Source organism: Streptomyces sp. NBC_01431, from assembly GCF_036231355.1.
Lineage (GTDB): Bacteria > Actinomycetota > Actinomycetes > Streptomycetales > Streptomycetaceae > Streptomyces.
Map to the genome: position 1 here is coordinate 615564 of NZ_CP109496.1, position 20896 is coordinate 636459.

Below are 20896 nucleotides of genomic sequence, written 5' to 3' on the forward strand. Positions count from 1 at the left end.
GAACGCGTCGCACCCACGACGTCCCCCTGACCGCTACTGGCTCCAACCATGGCCGAACAGGGAACAGCGCACGCCACGTTGGCGCGTGAGCGTGCCGAAAGAGCCGGTACCGCGTCGCGCGGACCGGCTCTTGTCGTACCCGCGGCTTCAGTCGGGCAGTCCTCGAACGAACCCGGTGACCAGCGTCGCCACCGTTTCCGGAGCCTCCAGGTTCATGATGTGGGTGGCGTCGATCCGCTCGACACTGATGGTGCTCCGGGCACGGGAGAGCGCGGCCAGCTCGTCGGAGACACCTTGTGCGAACCGGGCGTTGAACTCGCCGAACCACTCCATGCCGGGCGCGGAAGGCAGTCGTCGGCCGGCCTGTACCAACAGGAGCGGGCAGTCGACCCCGTCCAGCCACCCGGCGACACCGGGCTCGCCGAGCCGGTGGAGTTCGTCGAGGATCTCCAGCGCCTCCGTCCGCCCCGGAAACAGCTGCCACTTGCCGTCGGGCAACGGGCGTACGGCCGCGCGAATGGCGGCCTCCGCACGGTCGGCGGGAATCCCGAACCGGGCGGCGTTGACCACGTGCTCCTCGATGTACTCGGGCGGGGCGATGGCCCCGGCCGACGCCAGCAGCCCCGCGCTGATTCGTTCAGCGCCGGTGTATCCGCGACCCCACCAGAAGCCGTCGAGGTTCACGGCGCCGCGCGCACGCTCGGGGTTCAACCGGGCGTACTCGACCGCGACCAGCCCGCCGAGGGAATGGCCCACGACAACGGCCTCTCCCACGCCATGCGCGTCGAGCGTGTCCGCGATGTGCCGCACCGCTGTGGGGATGGTCCAGGGGGAGACACGGGGAGAACGGCCGTGCCCGGGGAGGTCGATTGCGAGGACGTGGTGCCCGGCGGTGAGCAGACTGGCCGAGGCGTCCCAGTCGGCGAGCGACCGTGTGTAACCGTGCAGGAGAACCAGCTGAGGGCCATCGCCCCCGTAGTCATGAACATGTAGAAGTGTCATTGAGCTTCACTGTACGGGGCAACCGGTCTTTCGAGCAGCTGATTACAACCGCCGGCGAGGGCGAAGTGGCGTGCTCGCGCTGCGACTTGGGCACGGCGTGCAGTTCGGGTGAAGGGCCACCGGCGCGCTCGGAACGAGCCACCAGGGGATCGGGCTCTCGGGCGGTTGGGCGAAAGTGGTTTGTCGGCTTCGATGTCGCGTGGGTAGCGTCGCGACGCGTGACCCCGACTCTGCGCACCGAGCGGCTGCTCCTGGAGCCGTACATCCCCGAGGACGAAGAGGGCTTCGTCGCTCTGTTCCAGGACACCAGGGTGTCGCGGTGGATGGGGGACGGCCCTGCTTCCGAAGCGGCAGTCCGGGCCTTGTTCGGGCGGATCTTCACGAAGGTCTACGCCCAGGACCTGTTCGACGTCTGGGCCATTCGTCGTGACGGACACCTGGTCGGGCACGCCGAAATCAAACCGAGCGACGTCGTCGCAGGCCACGAGATCATCTACGCACTGGCGCCGACGGCGTGGGGCTCCGGCCTCGGGACCGAGCTGGCGGAAGCGGTCATCGCCCATGGCTTCGACGCCCTCGGACTGACTGAGGTTCACGCCACCGTAGCCGCACCGAACAAGGCTTCGCTGACCCTGCTGAGCAGAATCGGGTTCGAGCACGTCCGGGACATCGAAGAGGATGACGGCAGCACGACCGGGGTGTTGGTCCGTCGTTCGCAGACAACCGTCACATCCCCGCCCCGGTCAGCCGGCCACCGCTGAGGCCGGGGCACTGCCCGGATGACGGGCGGGCGGCACCTTGCGCCTTGGGGCCGTGCCGCCCGCCGGGGGTCGAGGTGGCTCAGACCTCCAGTTCGGTCTCGATCTTCTTGAGCTGGTGGCGTGCCATCGCAAGGTTGGCCCGGCTCTTGTCGAGGGCGAGGTACAGGAACAGGCCGGTGTTTCCACGCCCCTTGAGCAGACGGATCAGGTGGTACTGCTCGCCGAGCGAGATCAGGATGTCGTCGATCTCGTCCTTCAGGCCGAGCAGTTCCATGGTGCGCACCTTCGCGCGTACGACGTCGGTGTTGCCGGCGGCGGCCACCGCGAGGTCGAGGTGCTTGCCGCCGCCCAGCGTGCCGAGGGCCATACCGCTGCTGTAGTCGACGAGTGCCACGCCGATGGTGCCGTCGATCGACGTCATGGCTTCTTTCAGTGCAGTCTCGGTGTTCGCCATGGGATGGGTACTTCCTTTCGTTCCGGTGTTGTTCGTTGTGCTCCGGGACCGGTTGGTCGGGGAACCGGTACTGGTCATGGGGTCTCCGAGCGGTTGAGCGCGCTGTCGACGAGGGCGCCGATGCGGACACCGGCCCGCCGTGCTTCCAGGTGCAGGCGGCCCACGTTGGTGCGCGGCAGGGCCAGGAGCGTGAGGACGGCGGAGGCGCCGGCCGCGTAGGTGGCGACGTAGCCGTGCTCGCCGCGAACGAGCAGTTCCTGGAAGGCGCCCTGCCCGGTGGTCTCGGTGAGCTGCCGGGCAACCCCCAGGGCAGCCGCGGTGAGCGCCGCGAGGGACTCGGCGGTCTCGGGAGCGGTGTCCCGCGCCAGGACCAAGCCGTCGGTACTGGCCGCGAGGGCGCCGGTGAGATGCGGCAGTCGGGCCCTGAGGCCGCGCAGTTCGTCGAGCAGGTCGGCTTCCGTCGCCACCAGCTGTCTCCTCTCGGCTCGTTGTCGCCGGGCGCGTATCACGGCGCACCCTCCAGCGCGTCGCGCAGACGCCGGAGCAACGCGACATCGGGGTCGGTGGTGGTCTCGGCGGTGATCCGGGCGAACCAGTCCGGGGCGGTGTCGGCCGCGGTGGGCGTACGGGGTGTCTCGATCGCCCCGCATGCCGCGAGCCTGCGGATATCGGTCAGGGTGTGGAAGGCAGGGCGGCCGAGCGCACGCGCGATCTCCGGTGCGGTCCGCACTCCGTCGGCCAGGTCGAGGACGGCCCGGCGGCGCAGCGGAATGGGGCCGTCCGGGCCGTGGTGGCGGCGTACCACCGGCGCGGTGTCGACGTCGGGGTAGGGCCACAGCCGGTCGAGGAGTTCGCGGCGCCGGGCCGCTTCCCGCTCGACGGCGTCGGCGGGTACGGGGTGGATGGGGCCGATCCAGTGGGCCGCGCCGTACCGGAAGCGGGTGGGGCCCTTGCTGGGGGCGAGCACGAAGAACGCGGCGTCGTGCAGGGCGCCGAGATGGCAGAGCTCCAGCTCGCCCTCGCGTATTCTCCCGCTCTCGACCAGGAAGCGGCCGACCCGGCCGCGCGGGCCCGCCTGGTCCACGGCGTGGTACCAGTCCTCGGGACGCAGCCGCCCGGCGGTGGTGAGCACCGACTCGATGCCGGGTGCGGCCGGGCTCTCGGCGTGCACGACGTGCCCGTCGGCGAGGTAGAGAGTTCCCCGGTCCCGCAGCAGGGCTCCGGTGGCGCGCTCCCTGACGAGGCGGTCCAGGAGAGGTGAGGCGGCTGCTCTGGCCGCGGGTTGCGCTGAAGCGTTCACGCCAGCACCAGTCGCTCGGCCAGGTCGCGCAGCCTGATCCGTGCGAGGGCGAGGTTGCCTTCCTCACGGCTGAGCCAGAGGTGCAGGAAGACGCTGCTGTCGAAGGCCGTCTCGATGAACCGCAGCACGTGGAAACCGCGGCGGGTCGTGATGATGAGGTCCTCGACGGCGAGGCCCGTCGCGTTGCCGTCCGGTTCTTGACCGAAGTCGGGGTGCTCGGCGGCCGTTCGGGCCAGTTCGGCCGTCTCGGCCGCGGTCGCCTCGTGGTCTCCGCCCGGAGCGTCGCCGATCGTGCCGAGCGCGAGCCCGCTGGTCCAGTCGACGACGGCGGCGCCCAGCGCGCCGGGCACCGCGATCGCTTCCAGCAGGCACTCGTCGATTCCGGGCACGCGTCTCTCCCCAGGCATGGCGCAGGAATGTCACCAGCGAAACCGCACCGCTCGCCGTGGTGCGGTGACCAGGACATTACGGATCGTGCGCGGCCTGCGAAGGAGTTCTGGCATTTTCCAGCGGAACATGCCGAGCTTCGTTAGGGTCCGCCATATACCTGATGGACCGTCAACTTGCTTGCTGCGCAAAGGGGACGGGCTCACTCGAATCCCGCCGCATCCTTCACGCCAGTGCGGACAGCGCCGCGAGGTAGTCGGACAGCGCCGTCGCGGTACCGGCGAGGGGGAAGCGCACGCCGACTTGATCGTCACCTCGGAGAGCTGAGCGCCTGGGTGGTGAACCGGCCGACCGGAAGCCTGGCCACACCGTCGGGCCGGGCAGCGGCACTGTAAATACCACGTGAGCGTCGAAGAGTTCCGCAACATCACGGCGGCCCGAGGCGAGGCCGCGGGCTTCGCCCCCTATGACCACGGCAGCCGCCCACTCGCCGTGGGCATCAGCAACGGCTGCGCGCCGGGAGACCTCATGTTCGCCGCGGTGGGAAGCAACAGCGGCCCCGCGCCCCAGCTGGCCTCCGGCTGGCAGCGGCTGCCCGAGCTCAAGCTCTCCTCGTACCGGCTGACCGTCGCCTTCCGCCGCGCCGCCCGCCACGACGATTGCAGCCTCACGGGCACGAGCACCGCCCAGTGGGAAACGGCGCTGGTCAGCCTCCGCTAACGGGGGGCCGAACTCTTGCCGACGACGTCGGGGTGGGGTTTACCCCCGCCTTGGTGGGCCAGTCAGCCGGATTCCGGCGCGGGATCGTACGGAAGAACATGAATCCCGGAGCTGACAGGACGGGCTGGAAGGGGCGACGTGCGCGGCAGGAACGTACCGGTCGAAGAAACCGGGGTGCTCAAGGGGCGAGTACGGAGCAGGGGTGCGGTGGCCGTTGCTCTCCTCGCCCTGGTAGCAGGCACGGAGCTGGCTGTCGGCCCCGTCGCCGCCGCGCCGCGCGCGGCCGACGGTGTGGACGGGGTATGGCGCGTGGACGGTTACGGCACCGTGCTGTCCATCGCGGACGGGCAACTGCAGGAATACCAGACGACCGCTGTCAGCTGTCTGCGGGGCGACACCGCACGGCGCACGGGCCAGGTTGGCGGTGCGGTCAGTTACGCCGGCGGTGACGCGACCGTCTACCGAGTGCGGCCCGCGGCGGGCGGGGCGAGCGCGACCTTGCACTTCGACGGCTCGGTCGGCGACCGCGGGCTGCGACGCCTTCCGGCGCTGCCGGCCGGATGCGCCAGGACCGCACCGACGGGCGCGCTGGCGACCTTCGACGTCTTCTGGCAGACCTTCGAGGAGAACTACCCCTTCTTCGCAGCCAAGAAGATCGACTGGCAGGCGGTCAGGGACCGGTACCGTCCACGGGTCCATGACGGGATGCCGGACGCCGAACTCTTCGCCCTGCTAAGGGAGTTGGTGCTGCCGCTGTACGACGCGCACGTGACGGTCGACGCCGGTGACACCGGGCGCTTCGGGCAGAGCCGCCCCGGCACCACGACCCCCGGTCCCGGTCTCGACCTGTCGGCCCAGCGCTTCGTGGAGCAGCACGATCTCGCCGGTATGAGGCTGCGGACCTTCGCGAACGGTCGCATCGGCTACGCCGACCTACCGGACAGGACCGGCTACCTGCGGATCTCCGGCTTCGGCGGATACGACGCCACCAGCCCGGCCTACGCACGCAACAGCGCAGTCCTGGATCAGACGCTGAGCCAGGTGATCACGCCAGGGCTGCGGGGTCTGGTGCTGGATCTGCGGGTCAACGGGGGCGGCTCCGACGCGCTGGCGCTCCAGGTCGCCGAACGCCTGACCGACCGCCCGTACGTGGCGTACGCGAAGCGGGCACGCAACGACCCGGCCGATCCTGGTCGCCACACCCGCCCCCAGGCCGTACGCGTGCGGCCCTCGCCCGACCGGTTCCGGTACACCGGCCCGGTCGCGGTACTCACCGGCGGTGAGACCTACAGTGCCGGCGAGACCCTCACCCAAGCCCTGATGGGGCGCCCGGCGAGGACCGTTCGGATCGGGCAGAACACGCAGGGCGTCTTCTCGGACGTTCTGGAGCGCGTCCTGCCGAACGGCTGGACCTTCGGCCTGCCCAACGAGGAGTACCTCACCCCGTCCGGCGGCAAGACCTTCGACGGCGCGGGAATTCCCCCTGACATCCGCACCGGTAATTTCCTTGAGGAGATCGCCGAGGGCAGCGACGACTCGGCGTTCGCACGAGCTCTCGCGGAAATGCGGCACCACGCGAAGTAATTCCCCCGCTCCCCATGGGAACTCGGCCGCCCGGCCTCTCGCACGAGTTGCTTCCCGGCCCCATCCGGGAAGCAACTCGGCCGACGATCTCGATCAACATGGCTCAAGCCAGCGCGGGTTGCGGTTCCGGTTTCGCCACTGGTGCGGTCTCCGGTTCCCACATTCTGGTGGTCCGCAGGTAGCCGTGGACCACTGAGGCCATCGCCAGAATGAGAAGCGGTCCGAACACCCACGGGTGGTTGGCCATCTCCAGCGGCAGATAGCGGTACGCCAGCAGGAGCGCGGCGAAGACCGTGGCACCGTAGGCGACCAGCTGGATTCCTTGCCGGTCCCAGCCACGGTCGAGCGAGCGCAGTGCGGCCTCGATCGTGAACGCGAAGATCACGCCGGTAATGATGTCCGTGCCGTAGTGGTAGCCGAATCCCAGCGTGGCACCGAGCGTGGCGATCAGCCAGAAAGTTCCGGCGACGCGCAGAGCCCGTGGGCCCTTGCGGGAATGAATGAAGATCGTGGTGGCCCACGCCGTGTGCAGGCTGGGCATGCAGTTGCGCGGGGTGAACTCGTCGAACGGCATGTGGTGCGGGGCACTGATCGTCGGCGGCGTGTTGGGCCACAGGTTGGCCACCGCCCAGTGGCCGCCGTCGCCGCCGTAGGCGAAGATCGGCCCGACCACCGGGAAGATCATGTAAATGGCCGGTCCGAGCAGTCCGATGACCAGGAACGTGCGGACCAGGTGATGCCCTGGGAAGCGTCGCTCGGCCGCCACGTTGCGCAGCTGGTACACCGCGACGATGACCGCGGCCACCGCGAGCTGGATGTACACGTAGTCGAGGACGTGGGCACCGATCGGGCCGGTGGCCTTGACGATCCGGCCGGCCAGCCACGACGGGTTACCCAGCGCGTGGTCGGCGGTCGCCACGTACTGGTCGAGCACCGCGGGGCGGGTCTTCGAGGTGATGAGCAGCCAGGTGTCGCCGGTCTTGCGGCCGGCCACGAGCAGCAGGCCCAGCCCGACGCCCTTCAGCAGCAGGACGCGCTCCCGGCCGGTGCGGCGCGTGATGGCGATGACCACAGCGCCCAGCAGCACCCACAACGCGCCGTTGCCGAACATCATTTTGGCGTCGAGCGCCCAGCGCACCAGGAAGAAGACAATGTCGATGGCGATCGCGGCACCCACCGCGATGAGCCGTTGCCGCCAGGTGAGCACCACCATCATCAGTGCCATACCGGCGTACAGCAGCGGCCCCGATTTGGGCGGGAGTATCACCTCCTTCGCCTGGTTGGTGATCGGTCCCGGAAGGCCGTAATGTCGTGCGGCTATCTCCAGCGCGATGAGGAATCCGAGGGCTACCACACTCACCGCGGTCCACAGCATCGCCCGTGGCTGGCGCCACGCGGTGAGTACATTTCTGAAGTTCATTCGCGAAGATATTCGCGATTCATTAGATATCAATTAATTGGCCGATTTGTGAGTTATTGGTCATGTAACTCACCCTTCGTGCTAGATGGCGTGGTTTCTAGTGAAGGGCGACGGCCAGGACGGCCATCATGAGTTCGATCATGTTACTCGGCGGGGTGCGGGTGATTTTCGCCGGGTATGGGTGGACGAACGCATAGGGCTGTGACCTGGCCGCATGATTCGGGGAGCGGTGAGAGACGGCTTCAAAAGAGGTGCGGAGCCGGGTTCGGCCGCGCGCTAGTCCCGGCCCTGCCGGAACCGCTCGGGCTCGTCGGGTTCGTCCACGGACAGCAGGTGCTCAGCGCCGCCTTCGAGCATCCGAGCCGTTTCGGCCGAGCGCGGAAGCATCGACTTCTCATAGCTGCGCACCGCCTCGTCGATGGTGGTGGCGCCGACGAGCGCGAGCGCGAGTTCGGCCGCGTCGAGCATGGCGAGGTTGACGCCGACGCCGAGCGGCGGCATGAGGTGCGCGGCGTCCCCCAGGAGCGCCACGCTGGGCGAGTGGTCCCAGGTGTGCGGGACCGGCAGGGCGAAGAGCGGACGATCGACGTAGGTACCGTCGTTGTCGGTGATCATCCGGAGTATCCGCGGCGACCAGGCCGCGAACTCGTTGAGCAGGTGCGCGCGGATTCCTTCGGTGTCCTCGGGGTGAAGCCCGTTCGCCGCAATCCAGTCCACGGGAACGCGCCGCATGACGTAGACGCGCATGTGGCCGCCGCTGTTGCGCTGGGCGAAGAGCCCCCGCTCGCCATCGGCGATGTGGGCGCTGCCTTTCCCCACCAGCTGGGAAAGCTCGGCATGCGCGCCCTCCATGTCGTCGAACCACGCCTCAAGGAAGCTGACCCCGGTGTAGTGCGGTGTCGCGGGCGACACCGCGGCGCGGACGCGGGAGAAGGCGCCGTCCGCGCCGATCACCAGGTCCGCCTCGATGGTCGTCCCGTCGGTGAACGTCAGCGTTCGCGGCCCCTCGGCCGGTCCGCTCACCGATGCGAGATTTCGTCCCCACTGAATCGTCCCCGCGCTGAGCGAGCGTACGAGGAGGTCACGGAGCTGTCCGCGGTCGATCTCGGGGCGGGCCGTTTCACCCTCGTCCGGCAGATGGTGGGCAAGGGCGCGCCCCGACGGGTCGAACTGGCGCATTTCCTGTCCTTCGAGCCTGGCGAGCGCGAAGAACTCCTCCAGCAGGCCCGCCTCTCGCAGTGCCAGCTGCCCGTCGTCCTCGTGCAGGTCGAGCGAGCCTCCCTGGTTGCGGGAGCCCGCATCCGGATCGCGGTCGTACACCGTCACGGCCATGCCGTGCCGCTGCAGGATGCGTGCGCAGGTGAGGCCTCCCGGCCCGGCTCCGACGATGCTGATGCGAGCGCTTGCGGGCGTCGGAGAGTCCACGGTGGGTTCCTTTCGTCGGTCGGGGTTTCCCGGTGACGCCATGGCTCGGCGACGACCGGCGCCGCTGCCTACCCGAGCGGCGCCCCATGGGAACCAACAAAAGCAGAACGAATAAAAAAGTGCAACCACTAAACTTTCAGTCTCGCTGAACCTTTGGGCTGAGTCACGGGCCGCCACCGCGGCCCGGCGCCAACCCTCCCGCCCCCAACTCCCCTTGAATCACAGCTCGATAACGTCCCGTCAGCGCTCTAGCTGTAACATTGCACATGTCACATCATGCACTCCATGAGAAAAGTGATAGCCCTGCTCTCGGCAGCCGCGGCCGTCGCCGCCGCCCTCGGTGGAACGTCCGCCAGCGCCGCCCCGAAGAACGCCACCCCCGAGGACACCGGGCAGGGGAAGCTCGTCTGGAGCTCCTGCGGCGACACCACCACGCCCGCACTCCAGTGCGCGATGCTCGACGTGCCGGTGGACTACGCACACCCGCAAGGCCGCAAGATCAAGATCAAGGTGAACCGTCTCCCCGCCACCGCGCCCAAGAACAAGCAGCAGGGCCCGATTCTGCTCAACCCGGGCGGCCCCGGGGACTCCGGACTCTGGATGCCCGCCTACATCGCGGGGCAGATCCCCAAGGACGTCGCCTCGACCTACGACTGGATCGGCTTCGACCCGCGCGGCACCAACGGCAGTGACCCCCATGTCACCTGCGACCCCCACTACTTGGACGGCGAGCGTCCCGACTACCAGGTGAGCCAGGGCACTTCGCAGGCGTGGCTGAAGAAGGCGGCCGGGTACGCCGCCGACTGCGCGGCCGGCTGGTCCTGGCTGCTCCCCCACATGACCACCGTCGACAACGCGCGCGACATGGACAGCATCCGGCGGGCACTCGGCGCACCCAAGATCAACTTCTACGGAGGCTCCTGGGGCACCTCACTGGGCTCCACGTACGGCCAGCTCTTCCCCTCACGCGTCCGGCGCATGGTCCTCGACAGCATCGTCGGGCCCACCATCACCTGGTACGACCACAACATCCTCCAGGACAAGGAACACCAGCGCCGCTTCGACGCGTTCGCCGCCTGGGCGGCCAAGGCCGACCCGGTCTACCACCTGGGCACGGACCCCGCCGCGGTCGAGAAGGCGTACCAGAAGGTCGAAGCCGCGCTACGGACCGACCCCGTCGCCGCCGCGCCGGCGCCCGGGAAGATCGGCCCGGCCGAGTTCGAGGACACCTTCTACGGCGGCGGGTACAACTTCCTGCGCTGGCCCCGGATGGCCACCGTGCTCTCGGCCTACCTCACCCAGCACGACACCCGGCCGTTGAGCATCGCCTACAACCTCTATGCGGCGCCGGGCGCCGACGACGGCACCTTCCCGGCCTACAACGCGGCGCAGTGCACCGAGAACGCCTGGCCGCGTGACTGGGAGTTCTGGAAGAAGGACCAGGCCAAGGTCAACGCCACCGCGCCCTTCTACACCTACAACAACATGTGGTACAACGCCGCCTGCATGTTCTGGCCCTACCAGGGCAACCCGGCGGGCCGCATGAAGATCACCGGCAAGGGCCTGCCGCCCGTCCTGCTCTTCCAGGCCACCGAGGACGCCGCCACTCCGTACGAGGGCGGCCTCGCCATGCACGACGCGCTGCCCGGATCGAAACTGGTCGTCCAGAACGGCGGCAGCTTCCACGAGATCCTCTTCCACGGAAATGCCTGCCTGGACGACACCTTCACCTCCTACCTCCGCGACGGCAGCCTGCCCAAGGGGAAGGGCCGCATCGCCAAGACCTGTGCCCCCGAAGCCGATCCCACCCCCGTCTACGTGACCCCGCCGCCGGCTCTCACCGCCAAGACCGCCACCCCTGCCCTGCGGCCCACCGACCCCGAGGCCGTCCACGGCGTCCTGCGCTAGCCAACGGGTCAACCCACCCCAACCGAGCGGCCGTTGGCGCCCGCCAACGGCCGCCGGCCGCCTGTCGGAGACGTGCGCGTACCGCTCGCGTCGGGCGGGCGGGGCGGGCGCCGGTTCCAGTGGAGGTGTCAGCCCTGCCCCGGGGTGTGGACGGAACCGGCCTGGCCCTCGGCGGTGGTCTTCAGCTCCTTGAGCCACTCCTCAAGGCCTCCTCCGAGGTACTTGGTCGAGGTGGGCACGTCCGCCTCGACCTGGGCGCCGGTCCAGGTCTCCTCGGTCTGTACGAGGACCCCGCCCCAGACCTTGGTGAAGGTCCAGACGTGGACGCCCCTGTCGATGCGCAGACCCTCGCCGATCGCGGGCCCGGTCCAGCGGATGCACGTGCCGTTCTTGAGCTGGTGGACGGTCGAGGTGATGGTCAGGGTGGTGGCGGGCGTCGTGGGAGTGGCGGGCACCGGGGTGGTCCACCGGAACTGCGAACCCTTGCGCAGCGGCCCCGCGTCCAGGCGCTTCATGCTGGTGACGGGCGGCTGCCACGAAGGCCAGCGCTCCACATCGGTCTGAAGGTTCCAGACGGTGCTCAGCGGCGCGTGGATGACGGTCGCCGTCCGGTACCGGATCTTGGCAGCGGGGTCGACACCATTCCCCCGGCAGGTCAGCGAAGCATCCGCGTGATCGGTTCTGCCGGTCTGGGTGGGCGCGGCAGCCGAACTGGGAGCGGCGGCGCCGAGGACGGCGACGGCGGCAAGGGGAACCGCCAGCAGGGCGGCCCGCGCACGGAGAGCGGTGCGCGAGGTGGCGGATCGGGCCTGCTCGTTCAGTATGTGGGACATGGTTCCCCTCCGTGTTCAGTGACGGGGACGTCGCTCCGTGGCGGGCCCCTTCATCGCAAGGCCGGGCACGGCGTTGCGACTCCCTGTCGGTCAAGCCCGCTCCAGCGAACGGGAGTTCACCCATGATCACCCCTGAACCATGCGTTCCGGGCGTCGATCGCCTCCCGTGTTTCAGCAGCACGCTGTACGCATGGACCCGTCACGCCCCCCGTGTCGGCGCCTCCCGGGGAAACGACCCGCCGGGGCACGACCCAAGATCCATCCGTCGATGACCGGTTCCCTCACCAGCGTTTGCTCACGGTCAGGTTCACCAGCACCACCCATCGGGGGATGTCGATGCGTACGAGGTCTACGAGGTTCTCCGCGCGGCCGTCGCGCTCGGCGCCGCCGCGCTGCTGGTCACCGGATGTTCGAAGGGCTCGGACAGCGCGGGGCGTTGAGCGTGGCGGGGATCAAGGGCCGGGCGAAGGCGACGGGCACCGCCGGCGCGCCGAAGAGTCACGTGCCGCGGCGAATCCGAGCGCGGCGCGTCAGCGAGACCGGCGGGAGTTGAGGCGGGCGGCCTGGCGGGTCAGGTGGTCGCGCTCGGCGAGGTTGGGTGCCTTCTGCGCGGCCTCGGCGTACAGCCGGGCCGCGGTCGCCAGGTCACCGTCGCGCTCGTGGAGGTACGCCGCGACCGCGGTATATCGGGGCAGGGAGTCGTCAAGCGTCGCGAGCGCCGCCAGGCCGGCCCGCGGCCCGTCGGCCTCGCCGACGGCCACCGCCCGGTTGAGCCGGACGACCGGGTTGTCGGTCAGGCGCACCAACTCGTCGTACCACTCGGCGATCTGCACCCAGTCGGTCTCCTCGGCGGTGGGTGCGTCGGCGTGGAGGGCCGCGATGGCGGCCTGGGCCTGGAACTCGCCCAGTCGGTCGCGGGCGAGCGCCGCCTGCAGGATGTCGACGCCCTCGGCGATCGAGGCGGTGTCCCACCGGCCGCGGTCCTGCTCGGCGAGCGGCACCAGGCTGCCGTCGTGCGCGGTCCGGGCGGCGCGACGGGCGTGGTGGAGCAGCATGAGGGCGAGCAGCCCCGCCACCTCGGGGTGATCGATCGCAGCCGCGAGCTGCCGGGTCAACCGGATGGCCTCGGCGGCGAGGTCGACGTCTGCGGAGTAGCCCTCGTTGAAGACCAGGTAGAGCACGCGCAGCACGGTGGCCACGTCGCCAGGCTTGTCGAACCGCACGCCGGAGACGGTGCGTTTGGCCCGGCTGATGCGCTGCGCCATGGTCGCCTCGGGCACCAGGTAGGCCTGCGCGATCTGGCGGGTGGTCAGCCCGCCGACGGCGCGCAGCGTGAGCGCGACCGCGGACGAAGGGGTCAACGACGGGTGGGCGCACAGGAAGTACAGCTGGAGCGTGTCGTCCACCGCGGGCACGGCCCCGGGCGCCGGCTCCTCGTCCATGCGGTCCTCACGCCGGCGGCGGGCGGTGTCCGCGCGGGACGCGTCGAGGAACCGGCGCCAGGCAACGGTGATCAGCCAGCCCTTCGGGTCCCGCGGCGATTCGGCAGGCCAGACGCGGACCGCCTCCACGAGCGCGTCCTGCACCGCGTCCTCGGCCGCCGCGAAGTCGGCTCCGCGGCGGACGAGGATGGCGAGCACGCCCGGCGTGAGGCTCCGGAGCAGGGCCTCGTTCATCTCAGGAGTCACTCCGTGATGGTGGGCGGCGCGGCCATGAGGGGGCGCAGCTCCAGCCACTCGTGGATCGGCTTGCCGTCCGCTCCGGGGGCGGCCGACAGCTCCCCCGCCAGTTCGAGGGCGCGCTCGTGGCTGTCGACGTCGATCACCATCCAGCCGGCGATGAGGTCCTTGGTCTCGGCGAACGGGCCGTCGGTGACCGGCGGGCGCCCCTCGCCGTCGTAGCGGACCCACGTCCCTTCGGGGGCGAGCCCCTGCGCGTCGACGAACTCGCCGGTCTCCTCCAGCCGGGCCGCGAAGTCGTGCATGTACTGCACATGATCCGAGATCTCCTGCGGCGTCCACCGGTCCATGGGCACGTCGTTCACCGCAGCCGGGGCGCCGCGGTAGTGCTTGAGCAACAAGTACTTGGCCATTGTCGTTCTCCTAGGTGCGGTGCGACCCATTGTTGTCGCGTTCACAGCTGGGACGGAGCCGGTCACGGGTTCTCGACATCGCCGCCAGGATTTTTTTGACCCGCCTGGATGAGCCCGGGGCGGGCCGTCGCACGGGCGTCACGGATCCGGGACGGTGTCCGTCGCGAGGGCTGCGGCCCGCAGAGCGGCCGCGAGGCGGACCACGGGTTCGCCGGGCGGCTGGGGAAGCCGGGCCAGGAGCACGCGCCGCAGTTCCTGCGGGCCACCGCGGACCGGCAGGACGCGCACCCCGGTCGGCACGGCGGCGGCCATCGCGGCGGGCACGGTGGTCAGACCGCAGCCCGCTGCCACGAGATGCAGCTTCGCCAGCCAGTCCCGGGCCGTGTGGACGATCTCGGGGCGTTCGTCCAGGCCGGGCCACACCCCCATGAGTCCGTCCGCGCCGGATGACGAACCGACGATCCAGCGCTGCCCGCGCAGGTCGGCCACGTCGACGAACTCGCCGCGGGCCAGCGGGTGCGCCGCGGGCACGGCCAGGCACAGGGCGCGCTCGGTGAGCGTCTGTAGCGCCAGCGGGGGTGATTCGGTGTCCGGTGCGCGAAAGGGCGGCGCGGATGCCAGCAGCGCCAGATCGATGCTGCCCGCCCGCAGGGCGCGCACCAGCGCCGGGGTGCCCCCTTCGCGGCTGATCACATGCAGCCCGGGATCGCTGCGTCGCAGCGCGGCGAGGGCCTGCGGTACCAGGGTGGTACCGGCGCTGGGGAACCAGCCCAGGCGCACGGTGCCACCGGGGCCGGGCAGGCCGGACAGTTCACGGGCGGTCGCCTCGATCTCGTCCAGCACGACCGTCGCACGGCGCATCACCACCCGCCCGGCCGCCGTCAGCCGTACCCCGTCGCGCCGTCGTTCCAGCAACTCCGCACCCGCGGCCCGCTCGATCGAGGCCATCTGGCGCGACACCGCCGACTGCGTGTACCCCAGCGAGGCCGCGGCCGCGGTGAAGGTCCCCTGCTCGGCCACCGCGCGGAACACCCGCAGCGCGGTCAGCGACACATCCGTGAAGTCCATGACTTTTACTCATACCACGGGTGCTGAACTTTCGTTGGACTCATGGATCGGATGCTCCTAGCGTTGCAGGCATGAACACTCCTCGCATCGCCCTCGTCACGGGCGCCAATCAGGGCCTGGGCCGCGCACTCGTCGAAGGCCTCGCGGCCCGCATGGGAGCGGACGACCTGGTCCTGCTCACCGGACGCAGCGAGCTGCGCGTCACCGATGCTGCCCGCGAGGTGGCGCAGTTGCCCGCCACCCGCGCCCTAGTGCGGGGGCGGGTCCTGGACGTCACCGACGCCGACGCGATCGGCCGGCTCGCCGACGAGTTGCAGGGCCAGTACGGCGGCGTCGACGTGGTGATCTCCAACGCCGTCGCCCGCCTGCTGCCCCACGAGTCGCAGGCGGAGCACGCCGACGAGGTCATCGACGTGTCCAACACCGCCACCCACGCGGTCCTGCGCTCCTTCGGTCCGGTCCTGCGCCCCGGCGGCCGGCTGCTCGTGGTGGCCAGCAGCCTGGGCACCCTCGGCCATCTCGATCCCCGCGTGGGTCGGCTGTTCGACGGGGCGAGCCTCGACCAGGTCGAGTACGCCGTCGAGTCCTGGCGCACCGCCGTGCACAACCGCACCGCGCAGGAGGCGGGTTGGCCGCGCTGGCTGAACATACCGTCGAAAGTGGCCCAGGTCGCCGCCGTGCGCGCGTTGGCCGCCGAGCGGCGCGAACGTGACCTCGCGACCGGCACCCTCATCGCCTCCATCTGCCCCGGCATGGTCGACACCGCGACCTCGCGGCCGTGGTTCAGCGATTTCAGCGACGCCCAGTCGCCGTCCGACGCGGCCCGAGCAGTGCTCGACGTGGTGTTCGCCGAGGACGTCGACCCCGTCCTGTACGGCGAGTTGATCCGCTTCGGCAAGGCCCTGGACTGGCACAGCGGCGCGCCCCTGACGGAGCAGGACCGCCTGATCAAGCCCTGAGCGGTCTTGCCGCGGCCTCAACTCACTTCAGAGTATGGGGAGTTCGTCCGTGCCGCCTCCCTCGGCCCGCTCAGCGGTCACGGCCGGCGCGGTCGCTTCGCCGGAAGGCGCCGGGGGTCATGTCCGCTTCCCGGGAGAAGAACTTCCCGAAATTGGTCGGCTCGCCGAACCCGACGGCCCGGCCGATCGCGGCGACCGCCAGATCGGTGTGCACCAGCAGGCGCTTCGCCTCCAATGTGACCCGCGCGTCGAGGAACTGCTTGGCGGTCCTGCCGGTCGCCGCGAGGCAGGCGCGGGTGAGGGTCCGGGGCGCGTATCCGAGCCGTACGGCATAGTCCTGCACATCCCGGGTGTCCGCGAAGGAGCGTTCCACTTCACGCTGGAAGGCGCGGAAAACCTCGTTCACCTGGGCCGAATCGGAGCCGGACGGACGCGGCAGCCGCGCGATGCGAAGGAGCGTCACTCCCAGGAGATGACGGAGCAGCTCGACCGCCAGATCTGTGGCGGCCTCGTCACCAGTGCCGAAGTGCCGGTATTCGGAGGCGAGTTCCGCTGCGGACCGGTGAACTGTTTCGCGTTCGCCGGCCGGTGCCGACAGCGCCGCCGGCCCGAAGTCGAGGTCGAGCAGTGCGGAGGCGCCGGGCATGAGGGGCGGGAAGTCCGCGGTGAACAGTAGGACGATCGCGTCCAGTTCGGCCAGGCGTCCGCCCGGCCCCGCGGGCAGCCGCTGCACCTGGCCCGGCCGCACATGCAGCACGGTTCCGGGTCGGCAGTCGTGGGATACGAAATCGACCATCGCGACGCCTCTCCCGGAGCGGACCACGGTGAGCTGGTGGAAGTCGGCGCGAATTGGCGACGAGGCGACTCGCTCCTTCGTCCGGGAGCTCAACTGCGCGAAGGTCAGCGCCTCCAGTCCCAGGCGTGGCCGGTCCGGGTTCTCGTATCCGAAGTCGATGATCTCGGCGTGTCCGGAATTGACCATAGTGGGACCGCACCTTACTTGAGGCCCCAGGGCGTTGACGATTGAGAGGGCCGGGTCGTCGGATGACGGCCCGGCCCCTTTCGGGCGAGATGGGTCAGACGCGATCGGCGGCGATCAGGAGGTACTGGAAGGAGCCGTCCGCGTACGAGTTGAGGAAGGCCTCTTCGATGCCGGTGACCAGGGATGAGGTGGCCCGCAGCTGCCAGTACGGCGTGGTCGCGGCCGTCAGGTCGATGACCGCTTGCGGTACGAGACGGTTGTTGGCCATGGCGCGCATGTATTCCCGGCGGGAGTGGATGTTGCACTCGAAGTGCGCGTTGATCTGGGAGACCCACTTCGAGGGCTGCCCGTAACGCGGGTTCCAGCAGCCGGTGATGGTGACGTAGCGGCCGCCGACCGCAAGAACGCGGGAGTGCTCGGCGAAGAGGTCGTCGAGGTCGACGTACATGCTCGACTCGTTGTTCCACGAAGCCGCGGCCTGGCCGGTCTCGAAGGGTGTGTCGAGCATGTTGCACACACGGGCGCGGATGTGGTCGTCGATGCCGAGTTCGTGGGCGCGCCGGTTGGCGAACTCGGCCTGCTTGGCCGACAGGGTGACCCCCTCGACCCTGCATCCGAACCGCTGGTGGGCCATGACCATCGATCCGCCCCGCCCGCAGCCGGCGTCCATGAGCATGTCGTCACGCCCGATGGAGCCGAGGTGGCTGAGAAGGACTTCGGCCTGCGCCGACTCCAAACGGTGGAGCTCGGTGATCAGTTTCTTCTCGTACTCGCTGTCGTCGACGTCACCGAGAGCGGCGTGGTCGACGTCACCGATGCCGTAATGGTGGTGGTAGAGCCCGTCGACGTCCCCGAGACGCAGGTTCACGGGCCTGGCCTCCTGGTCCCAGTACCTGGCGATGTCCCCCTGATAGGGCGACACCGGGGCGGGGATGAAGGCGGACGTGCTGGTGGTCAGTTCGGTGGTCACAGGAAAGCCACTCCTTACCAGAAATCGGGCAGGCTATATCGGTAGGTGTTGGTCTGATGCCAGTAGTGGTTGCCGTCGACCCAGACGGCCACGCCCCGGAGGAATCGCAGGACGCTCGGGACGGGGTACGCGGCAGCCACCGCGGCGGCTTCGGCTTCGAAGTCGTGCATGAGGTCGTTGTGGACCTCGACCGCCTTGAGGTAGGCGTCCTGGTCGGACAGGTCCTCACGTTCGGCGAGCACCACCGGCAGGTTCAGGTGTCGGCCGGGGCTGTTGAGTTCCTTGGTGTAGGAGTACAGGTCGTTGACGATCGTGGTGGCGTTGCCGGCGAGCGCGATGACCCGCTGCATGGCGGGCTGGGCGTGCAGGTCCGCCGGGAGTTCGTAGCCGCCCACGGTGTCGGTGATGGTGGGGCAGGGGCGGAAGTTGTTGAACTGGCGCATCGCCAGGTACTCCCACACGTCGGGCACGTGGCCCGTCTCGGCCCATGCCGCCTCGGCGAGGTATCCCAGGTGCAGCCGGGCCATGTCGTGCCGGAACCGGTCGGCCTGGGAGGGGGTGGCGTGCTGGTTGAAGTACTCCATGGCGGAGCGGTAGGCGCGCCGGGGAGCGTCCGACTGGAGCGAGGCGGCCCACTCCGGTTCGTACTCCTTCGTGGTGTGCAGCGGGTCGAGGGCCGTGTGCGCCAGTAGGAGGCGGCTGCCGAGACCGACGGGTGAGCCCCCGTGGTCCTCGCAGTAGCAGTCGTCCACCGCGTTCTCGGCGACCATCAGACGTGCGGCGACCATCAGGTGGTCGATGGTGGGGGCGTCGGGATGGCAGGCGACCATGTAGCGCGCGACGGAGAAGCCGTCGAACTGGTCCTCCCACTCCGGAGGGTAGGCCTGGACCTCGTTCACGGCCCATGTCTTGATCCTGCGGCCGACCTCCTCCACCCGAACGGGGTCGGGTTCCGGCACCGGGTGGTGATAGAGACCCGGCACGGGGGTGCCCTGCGTCGGTGACTCGGGCGCAGGGGGCTCCTCCTCGCACCGGCCCAGCCGCAAACCGGTCGTGCCCAGCCCCGTCGGGCCGCGCAGGACGCGTGCCAGGGCAGGGCCCAGTTGGCCCGCCGGGGCGGCGCCCTCCGGTACGTGCCGCTCGATCAGGTCAGCATCGGGGGCGAGGTCGGGTACGGACGTGTCGGGGGCGGCCGCCGGTGCGGCGGGGACGGCGACATGGGGTGGGCCGGGAAGGGCGGGCCGGGTACCGGCTTCGACGCCGGAGGCAAGGGTGCGGTCCCGAAGGCGGGCCGCGTCGGCCGACTGGCTCGACTGCACAGGGGCAGCACCAGGCTCGGGCATCCGTAGCTCCTGAGGTGAGGTGAGGCACGCGGGCCTGCTGGCGCGTGACGGCAAGGGCAGGGCGGACTGCGCCGGGGCGGGCCCGGGTTCGCCCGGAACAACAGGGCCGTCGAACGGCTCTAGTCGCGCCTGCGGGCGATCTGCACGTTCTCCAGCACGCCGAGCGCGTTGGGCACCAGGATGGCGGCGGAGTAGTAGGCGGTGACCAGGTACGAGGAGATCGCCTGCTCGCTCATGCCCATGAAGCGGACCGACAGACCGGGTTCGTGCTCGTCCGGCAGGCCGGTCTGGTGCAGACCGATGACGCCCTGGTTGTCCTCGCCGATGCGCATGGCGAGGATCGAGCTGGTGCTTTCCCTGCTGATGGGGATCTTGTCGCACGGCAGGATCGGAACGCCGCGCCAGGCCCGCACCTGCTCCCCGCAGAGCTCGACTTGGTCGGGGTAGATCCCACGGGCGTTGAACTCGCGCCCGATGGCGGCGATCGTCCGGGGGTGGGCGAGGAACATCCTGGTGCCGCGGCGACGGCAGAGGAGCTCGTCGAGGTCGTCCGGGGTGGGCGGGCCCGAGTGGGTCTGGATCCGCTGCTTGAAGTCGGCGTTGTGGAGCAGGCCGAACTCCCGATTGTTGATCAGCTCGTGCTCCTGGCGCTCTCGCAGCGCCTCGATGGTGAGCCTGAGCTGTTCCTCGGTCTGGTTCATCGGCCCGTTGTAGAGGTCGGCGACCCTCGTATGGACCCGCAGCACCGTCTGCGCGACGGACAGCTCGTACTCGCGTGGGCGAAGCTCGTAGTCGACGAAGGCGCCCGGGAGTTGGGCTTCTCCGACGTGACCGGCCGACATCGCGATCTCGGCCTCGCCGTGCCGGTTCTGTCGCTGCCGGGGAAGGGCGCCGAACCGTTCGATGTGAGCCTGGAGGCCCGGCGCCGCGGAAACCACTGCTGCGAAGTCCGCGCGGGACAGCGTGAGCAGGGTGCCGCCGGTCTCGGCCGTGGCGGTGTAGTCCCAGGTGGCGTCGGCGTCCAGAAGGGCGTTCTCGCCGAAGTGCTGGCCGTCGGCCAGCACGGCGACGGCGATCTCGTCACCGTACTGGCCGACGGAGGTCTGCTGGATCCGGCCGTGGGCGATCAAGTGGATCTGTTCCGCGGGGGCTCCATGCCGGACGAGCACCTCACCGGCGCGGAAGTCGCGCTGGACGCACCGGTCAGCGATCGCGGTCAGTACCTCGACGTCCTCGAAGCCACGCAGCAGGGCCAGTTCGCCCAGCTCACGGGGGATCACCCGGGCGTCGGCGCCGTCCTGGACGAATTCGATGAGCCCATCGCCGACGGCGTAACTCAGCCGACGGTTCACCCGGTAGGCACCGCCCTTGACCTCCACCCAGGGGAGCATCCGCAGCAGCCAGCGAGAGGTGATCTCCTGCATCTGCGGAGCGGACTTGGCCGTGGTGGCAAGGTTGCGGGCAGCCGCGGTGCTCAGACTGTTCCGCCGAGGCGCCTCCAGCTCCGCTTCGGGGCTGGTCTCAATCGTCATCCGCCGGGCTCTCCTTCGCGAGGGTGTCGGGCAAGCGGGCCAACCGGTGCGGGAGGAACCAGGGCGGATCCCAGGAATCCGTCCAGCTCCCGAGGACCAGTAAAGGGCCCGTACGCCCAGCTCACGCCGAGAGTCCGTCGGTGTTACCACGATGCG

The 20896-nt window shown here is 69.8% G+C and carries 20 protein-coding genes; 5 read left to right on the forward strand and 15 right to left on the reverse strand.

The genetic code is table 11. The features are described 5' to 3' along the window. Positions 1 to 147: 147 nt before the first annotated feature. The gene (locus tag OG522_RS03070) at positions 148 to 1002 is read right to left on the reverse strand and encodes an alpha/beta fold hydrolase (RefSeq protein WP_329461351.1); all 855 of its coding nucleotides are present in this window, start codon (positions 1000 to 1002) and stop codon (positions 148 to 150) included. 218 nt (positions 1003 to 1220) lie between these two features. Between OG522_RS03070 and OG522_RS03075 the strand changes: the two genes are divergently transcribed. Beyond that, entirely contained in the window at positions 1221 to 1763 is a 543-nt protein-coding gene (locus OG522_RS03075) for a GNAT family N-acetyltransferase (protein WP_329461352.1), read from the forward strand. Positions 1764 to 1842: 79 nt separating this feature from the next. On the opposite strand, the gene OG522_RS03080 is transcribed toward OG522_RS03075, so the two are convergent. The 4 genes from OG522_RS03080 to OG522_RS03095 form a co-directional block, all read right to left on the reverse strand. After that, positions 1843 to 2217, reverse strand: coding sequence for a hypothetical protein (locus OG522_RS03080; protein WP_329461353.1), 375 nt, complete (start codon positions 2215 to 2217; stop codon positions 1843 to 1845). A gap of 74 nt (positions 2218 to 2291) precedes the next feature. Next, entirely contained in the window at positions 2292 to 2726 is a 435-nt protein-coding gene (locus tag OG522_RS03085; RefSeq protein ID WP_329461354.1) for a roadblock/LC7 domain-containing protein, read from the reverse strand. Beyond that, positions 2723 to 3517: a DUF4388 domain-containing protein gene (locus tag OG522_RS03090; RefSeq protein WP_329461355.1), complete on the reverse strand. Its 795-nt coding sequence runs from the start codon at positions 3515 to 3517 to the stop codon at positions 2723 to 2725. The genes OG522_RS03085 and OG522_RS03090 overlap by 4 nt, the downstream gene beginning before the upstream one ends. Then, positions 3514 to 3906, reverse strand: coding sequence for a hypothetical protein (locus OG522_RS03095; RefSeq protein ID WP_329461356.1), 393 nt, complete (start codon positions 3904 to 3906; stop codon positions 3514 to 3516). Before OG522_RS03095 ends, OG522_RS03090 begins: the two co-directional genes overlap by 4 nt. Positions 3907 to 4306: 400 nt before the next feature. Between OG522_RS03095 and OG522_RS03100 the strand changes: the two genes are divergently transcribed. Next, positions 4307 to 4624 carry a hypothetical protein gene (locus OG522_RS03100; RefSeq protein ID WP_329461357.1) on the forward strand — a complete coding sequence of 106 codons (318 nt, stop codon included), beginning with the start codon at positions 4307 to 4309 and terminating at the stop codon, positions 4622 to 4624. 207 nt (positions 4625 to 4831) lie between these two features. Beyond that, on the forward strand, positions 4832 to 6208 hold the full coding sequence (locus tag OG522_RS03105; protein ID WP_329461358.1) for a S41 family peptidase: 1377 nt from the start codon (positions 4832 to 4834) through the stop codon (positions 6206 to 6208). Between the two features lie 103 nt (positions 6209 to 6311). Here OG522_RS03105 and OG522_RS03110 read toward each other — a convergent pair whose 3' ends face one another. After that, positions 6312 to 7583, reverse strand: coding sequence for a phosphatase PAP2 family protein (locus OG522_RS03110; RefSeq protein ID WP_329467461.1), 1272 nt, complete (start codon positions 7581 to 7583; stop codon positions 6312 to 6314). Positions 7584 to 7904: 321 nt separating this feature from the next. Continuing rightward, positions 7905 to 9053, reverse strand: a complete 1149-nt coding sequence (locus OG522_RS03115; protein WP_329461359.1) for an FAD-dependent oxidoreductase — start codon at positions 9051 to 9053, stop codon at positions 7905 to 7907. A gap of 285 nt (positions 9054 to 9338) precedes the next feature. Between OG522_RS03115 and OG522_RS03120 the strand changes: the two genes are divergently transcribed. Continuing rightward, a complete protein-coding gene (locus OG522_RS03120; RefSeq protein WP_329461360.1) occupies positions 9339 to 10961 on the forward strand; it encodes an alpha/beta hydrolase in 1623 nt (540 codons plus the stop codon). A 128-nt stretch (positions 10962 to 11089) separates the two neighbouring features. Here the strand turns inward: OG522_RS03120 and OG522_RS03125 are convergent, their stop codons facing one another. From OG522_RS03125 to OG522_RS03140, 4 genes are all read right to left on the reverse strand, one after another. Beyond that, on the reverse strand, positions 11090 to 11794 hold the full coding sequence (locus OG522_RS03125; RefSeq protein ID WP_329461361.1) for an SRPBCC family protein: 705 nt from the start codon (positions 11792 to 11794) through the stop codon (positions 11090 to 11092). Positions 11795 to 12324: 530 nt separating this feature from the next. After that, a complete protein-coding gene (locus OG522_RS03130) occupies positions 12325 to 13470 on the reverse strand; it encodes an RNA polymerase sigma factor (RefSeq protein WP_329467462.1) in 1146 nt (381 codons plus the stop codon). An 8-nt stretch (positions 13471 to 13478) separates the two neighbouring features. Continuing rightward, positions 13479 to 13886 (reverse strand): YciI family protein, encoded by a 408-nt coding sequence (locus tag OG522_RS03135; RefSeq protein WP_329461362.1) that lies wholly within the window; start codon positions 13884 to 13886, stop codon positions 13479 to 13481. 138 nt (positions 13887 to 14024) lie between these two features. Then, a complete protein-coding gene (locus OG522_RS03140; protein WP_329461363.1) occupies positions 14025 to 14954 on the reverse strand; it encodes a LysR family transcriptional regulator in 930 nt (309 codons plus the stop codon). Positions 14955 to 15025: 71 nt separating this feature from the next. On the opposite strand from OG522_RS03140, the gene OG522_RS03145 reads away from it, so the two are divergent. Then, positions 15026 to 15913, forward strand: coding sequence for an SDR family NAD(P)-dependent oxidoreductase (locus OG522_RS03145; RefSeq protein WP_329461364.1), 888 nt, complete (start codon positions 15026 to 15028; stop codon positions 15911 to 15913). Between the two features lie 70 nt (positions 15914 to 15983). Here the strand turns inward: OG522_RS03145 and OG522_RS03150 are convergent, their stop codons facing one another. From OG522_RS03150 to OG522_RS03165, 4 genes are all read right to left on the reverse strand, one after another. Further along, positions 15984 to 16895 carry an AraC family transcriptional regulator gene (locus tag OG522_RS03150; RefSeq protein WP_329461365.1) on the reverse strand — a complete coding sequence of 304 codons (912 nt, stop codon included), beginning with the start codon at positions 16893 to 16895 and terminating at the stop codon, positions 15984 to 15986. Between the two features lie 94 nt (positions 16896 to 16989). Then, the gene (locus OG522_RS03155; RefSeq protein WP_329461366.1) at positions 16990 to 17865 is read right to left on the reverse strand and encodes a geranyl diphosphate 2-C-methyltransferase; all 876 of its coding nucleotides are present in this window, start codon (positions 17863 to 17865) and stop codon (positions 16990 to 16992) included. A gap of 14 nt (positions 17866 to 17879) precedes the next feature. Continuing rightward, positions 17880 to 19208 (reverse strand): family 2 encapsulin nanocompartment cargo protein terpene cyclase, encoded by a 1329-nt coding sequence (locus OG522_RS03160; RefSeq protein WP_443074652.1) that lies wholly within the window; start codon positions 19206 to 19208, stop codon positions 17880 to 17882. Between the two features lie 119 nt (positions 19209 to 19327). Further along, on the reverse strand, positions 19328 to 20740 hold the full coding sequence (locus OG522_RS03165) for a family 2B encapsulin nanocompartment shell protein (protein ID WP_329461367.1): 1413 nt from the start codon (positions 20738 to 20740) through the stop codon (positions 19328 to 19330). Positions 20741 to 20896: the final 156 nt, after the last annotated feature.

Bases quoted from the DNA above. Each gene is read 5' to 3' on its own strand.
- OG522_RS03070 (WP_329461351.1), bottom strand. From the start codon at position 1,002: ATGACACTTCTACATGTTCATGACTACGGGGGCGATGGCCCTCAGCTG.
- OG522_RS03080 (WP_329461353.1), bottom strand. From the start codon at position 2,217: ATGGCGAACACCGAGACTGCACTGAAAGAAGCCATGACGTCGATCGAC.
- OG522_RS03110 (WP_329467461.1), bottom strand. From the start codon at position 7,583: ATGCTGTGGACCGCGGTGAGTGTGGTAGCCCTCGGATTCCTCATCGCG.
- OG522_RS03120 (WP_329461360.1), top strand. From the start codon at position 9,339: ATGAGAAAAGTGATAGCCCTGCTCTCGGCAGCCGCGGCCGTCGCCGCC.
- OG522_RS03125 (WP_329461361.1), bottom strand. From the start codon at position 11,794: ATGTCCCACATACTGAACGAGCAGGCCCGATCCGCCACCTCGCGCACC.
- OG522_RS03130 (WP_329467462.1), bottom strand. From the start codon at position 13,470: ATGAACGAGGCCCTGCTCCGGAGCCTCACGCCGGGCGTGCTCGCCATC.
- OG522_RS03135 (WP_329461362.1), bottom strand. From the start codon at position 13,886: ATGGCCAAGTACTTGTTGCTCAAGCACTACCGCGGCGCCCCGGCTGCG.
- OG522_RS03140 (WP_329461363.1), bottom strand. From the start codon at position 14,954: ATGGACTTCACGGATGTGTCGCTGACCGCGCTGCGGGTGTTCCGCGCG.
- OG522_RS03145 (WP_329461364.1), top strand. From the start codon at position 15,026: ATGAACACTCCTCGCATCGCCCTCGTCACGGGCGCCAATCAGGGCCTG.
- OG522_RS03150 (WP_329461365.1), bottom strand. From the start codon at position 16,895: ATGGTCAATTCCGGACACGCCGAGATCATCGACTTCGGATACGAGAAC.
- OG522_RS03160 (WP_443074652.1), bottom strand. From the start codon at position 19,208: ATGCCCGAGCCTGGTGCTGCCCCTGTGCAGTCGAGCCAGTCGGCCGAC.
- OG522_RS03165 (WP_329461367.1), bottom strand. From the start codon at position 20,740: ATGACGATTGAGACCAGCCCCGAAGCGGAGCTGGAGGCGCCTCGGCGG.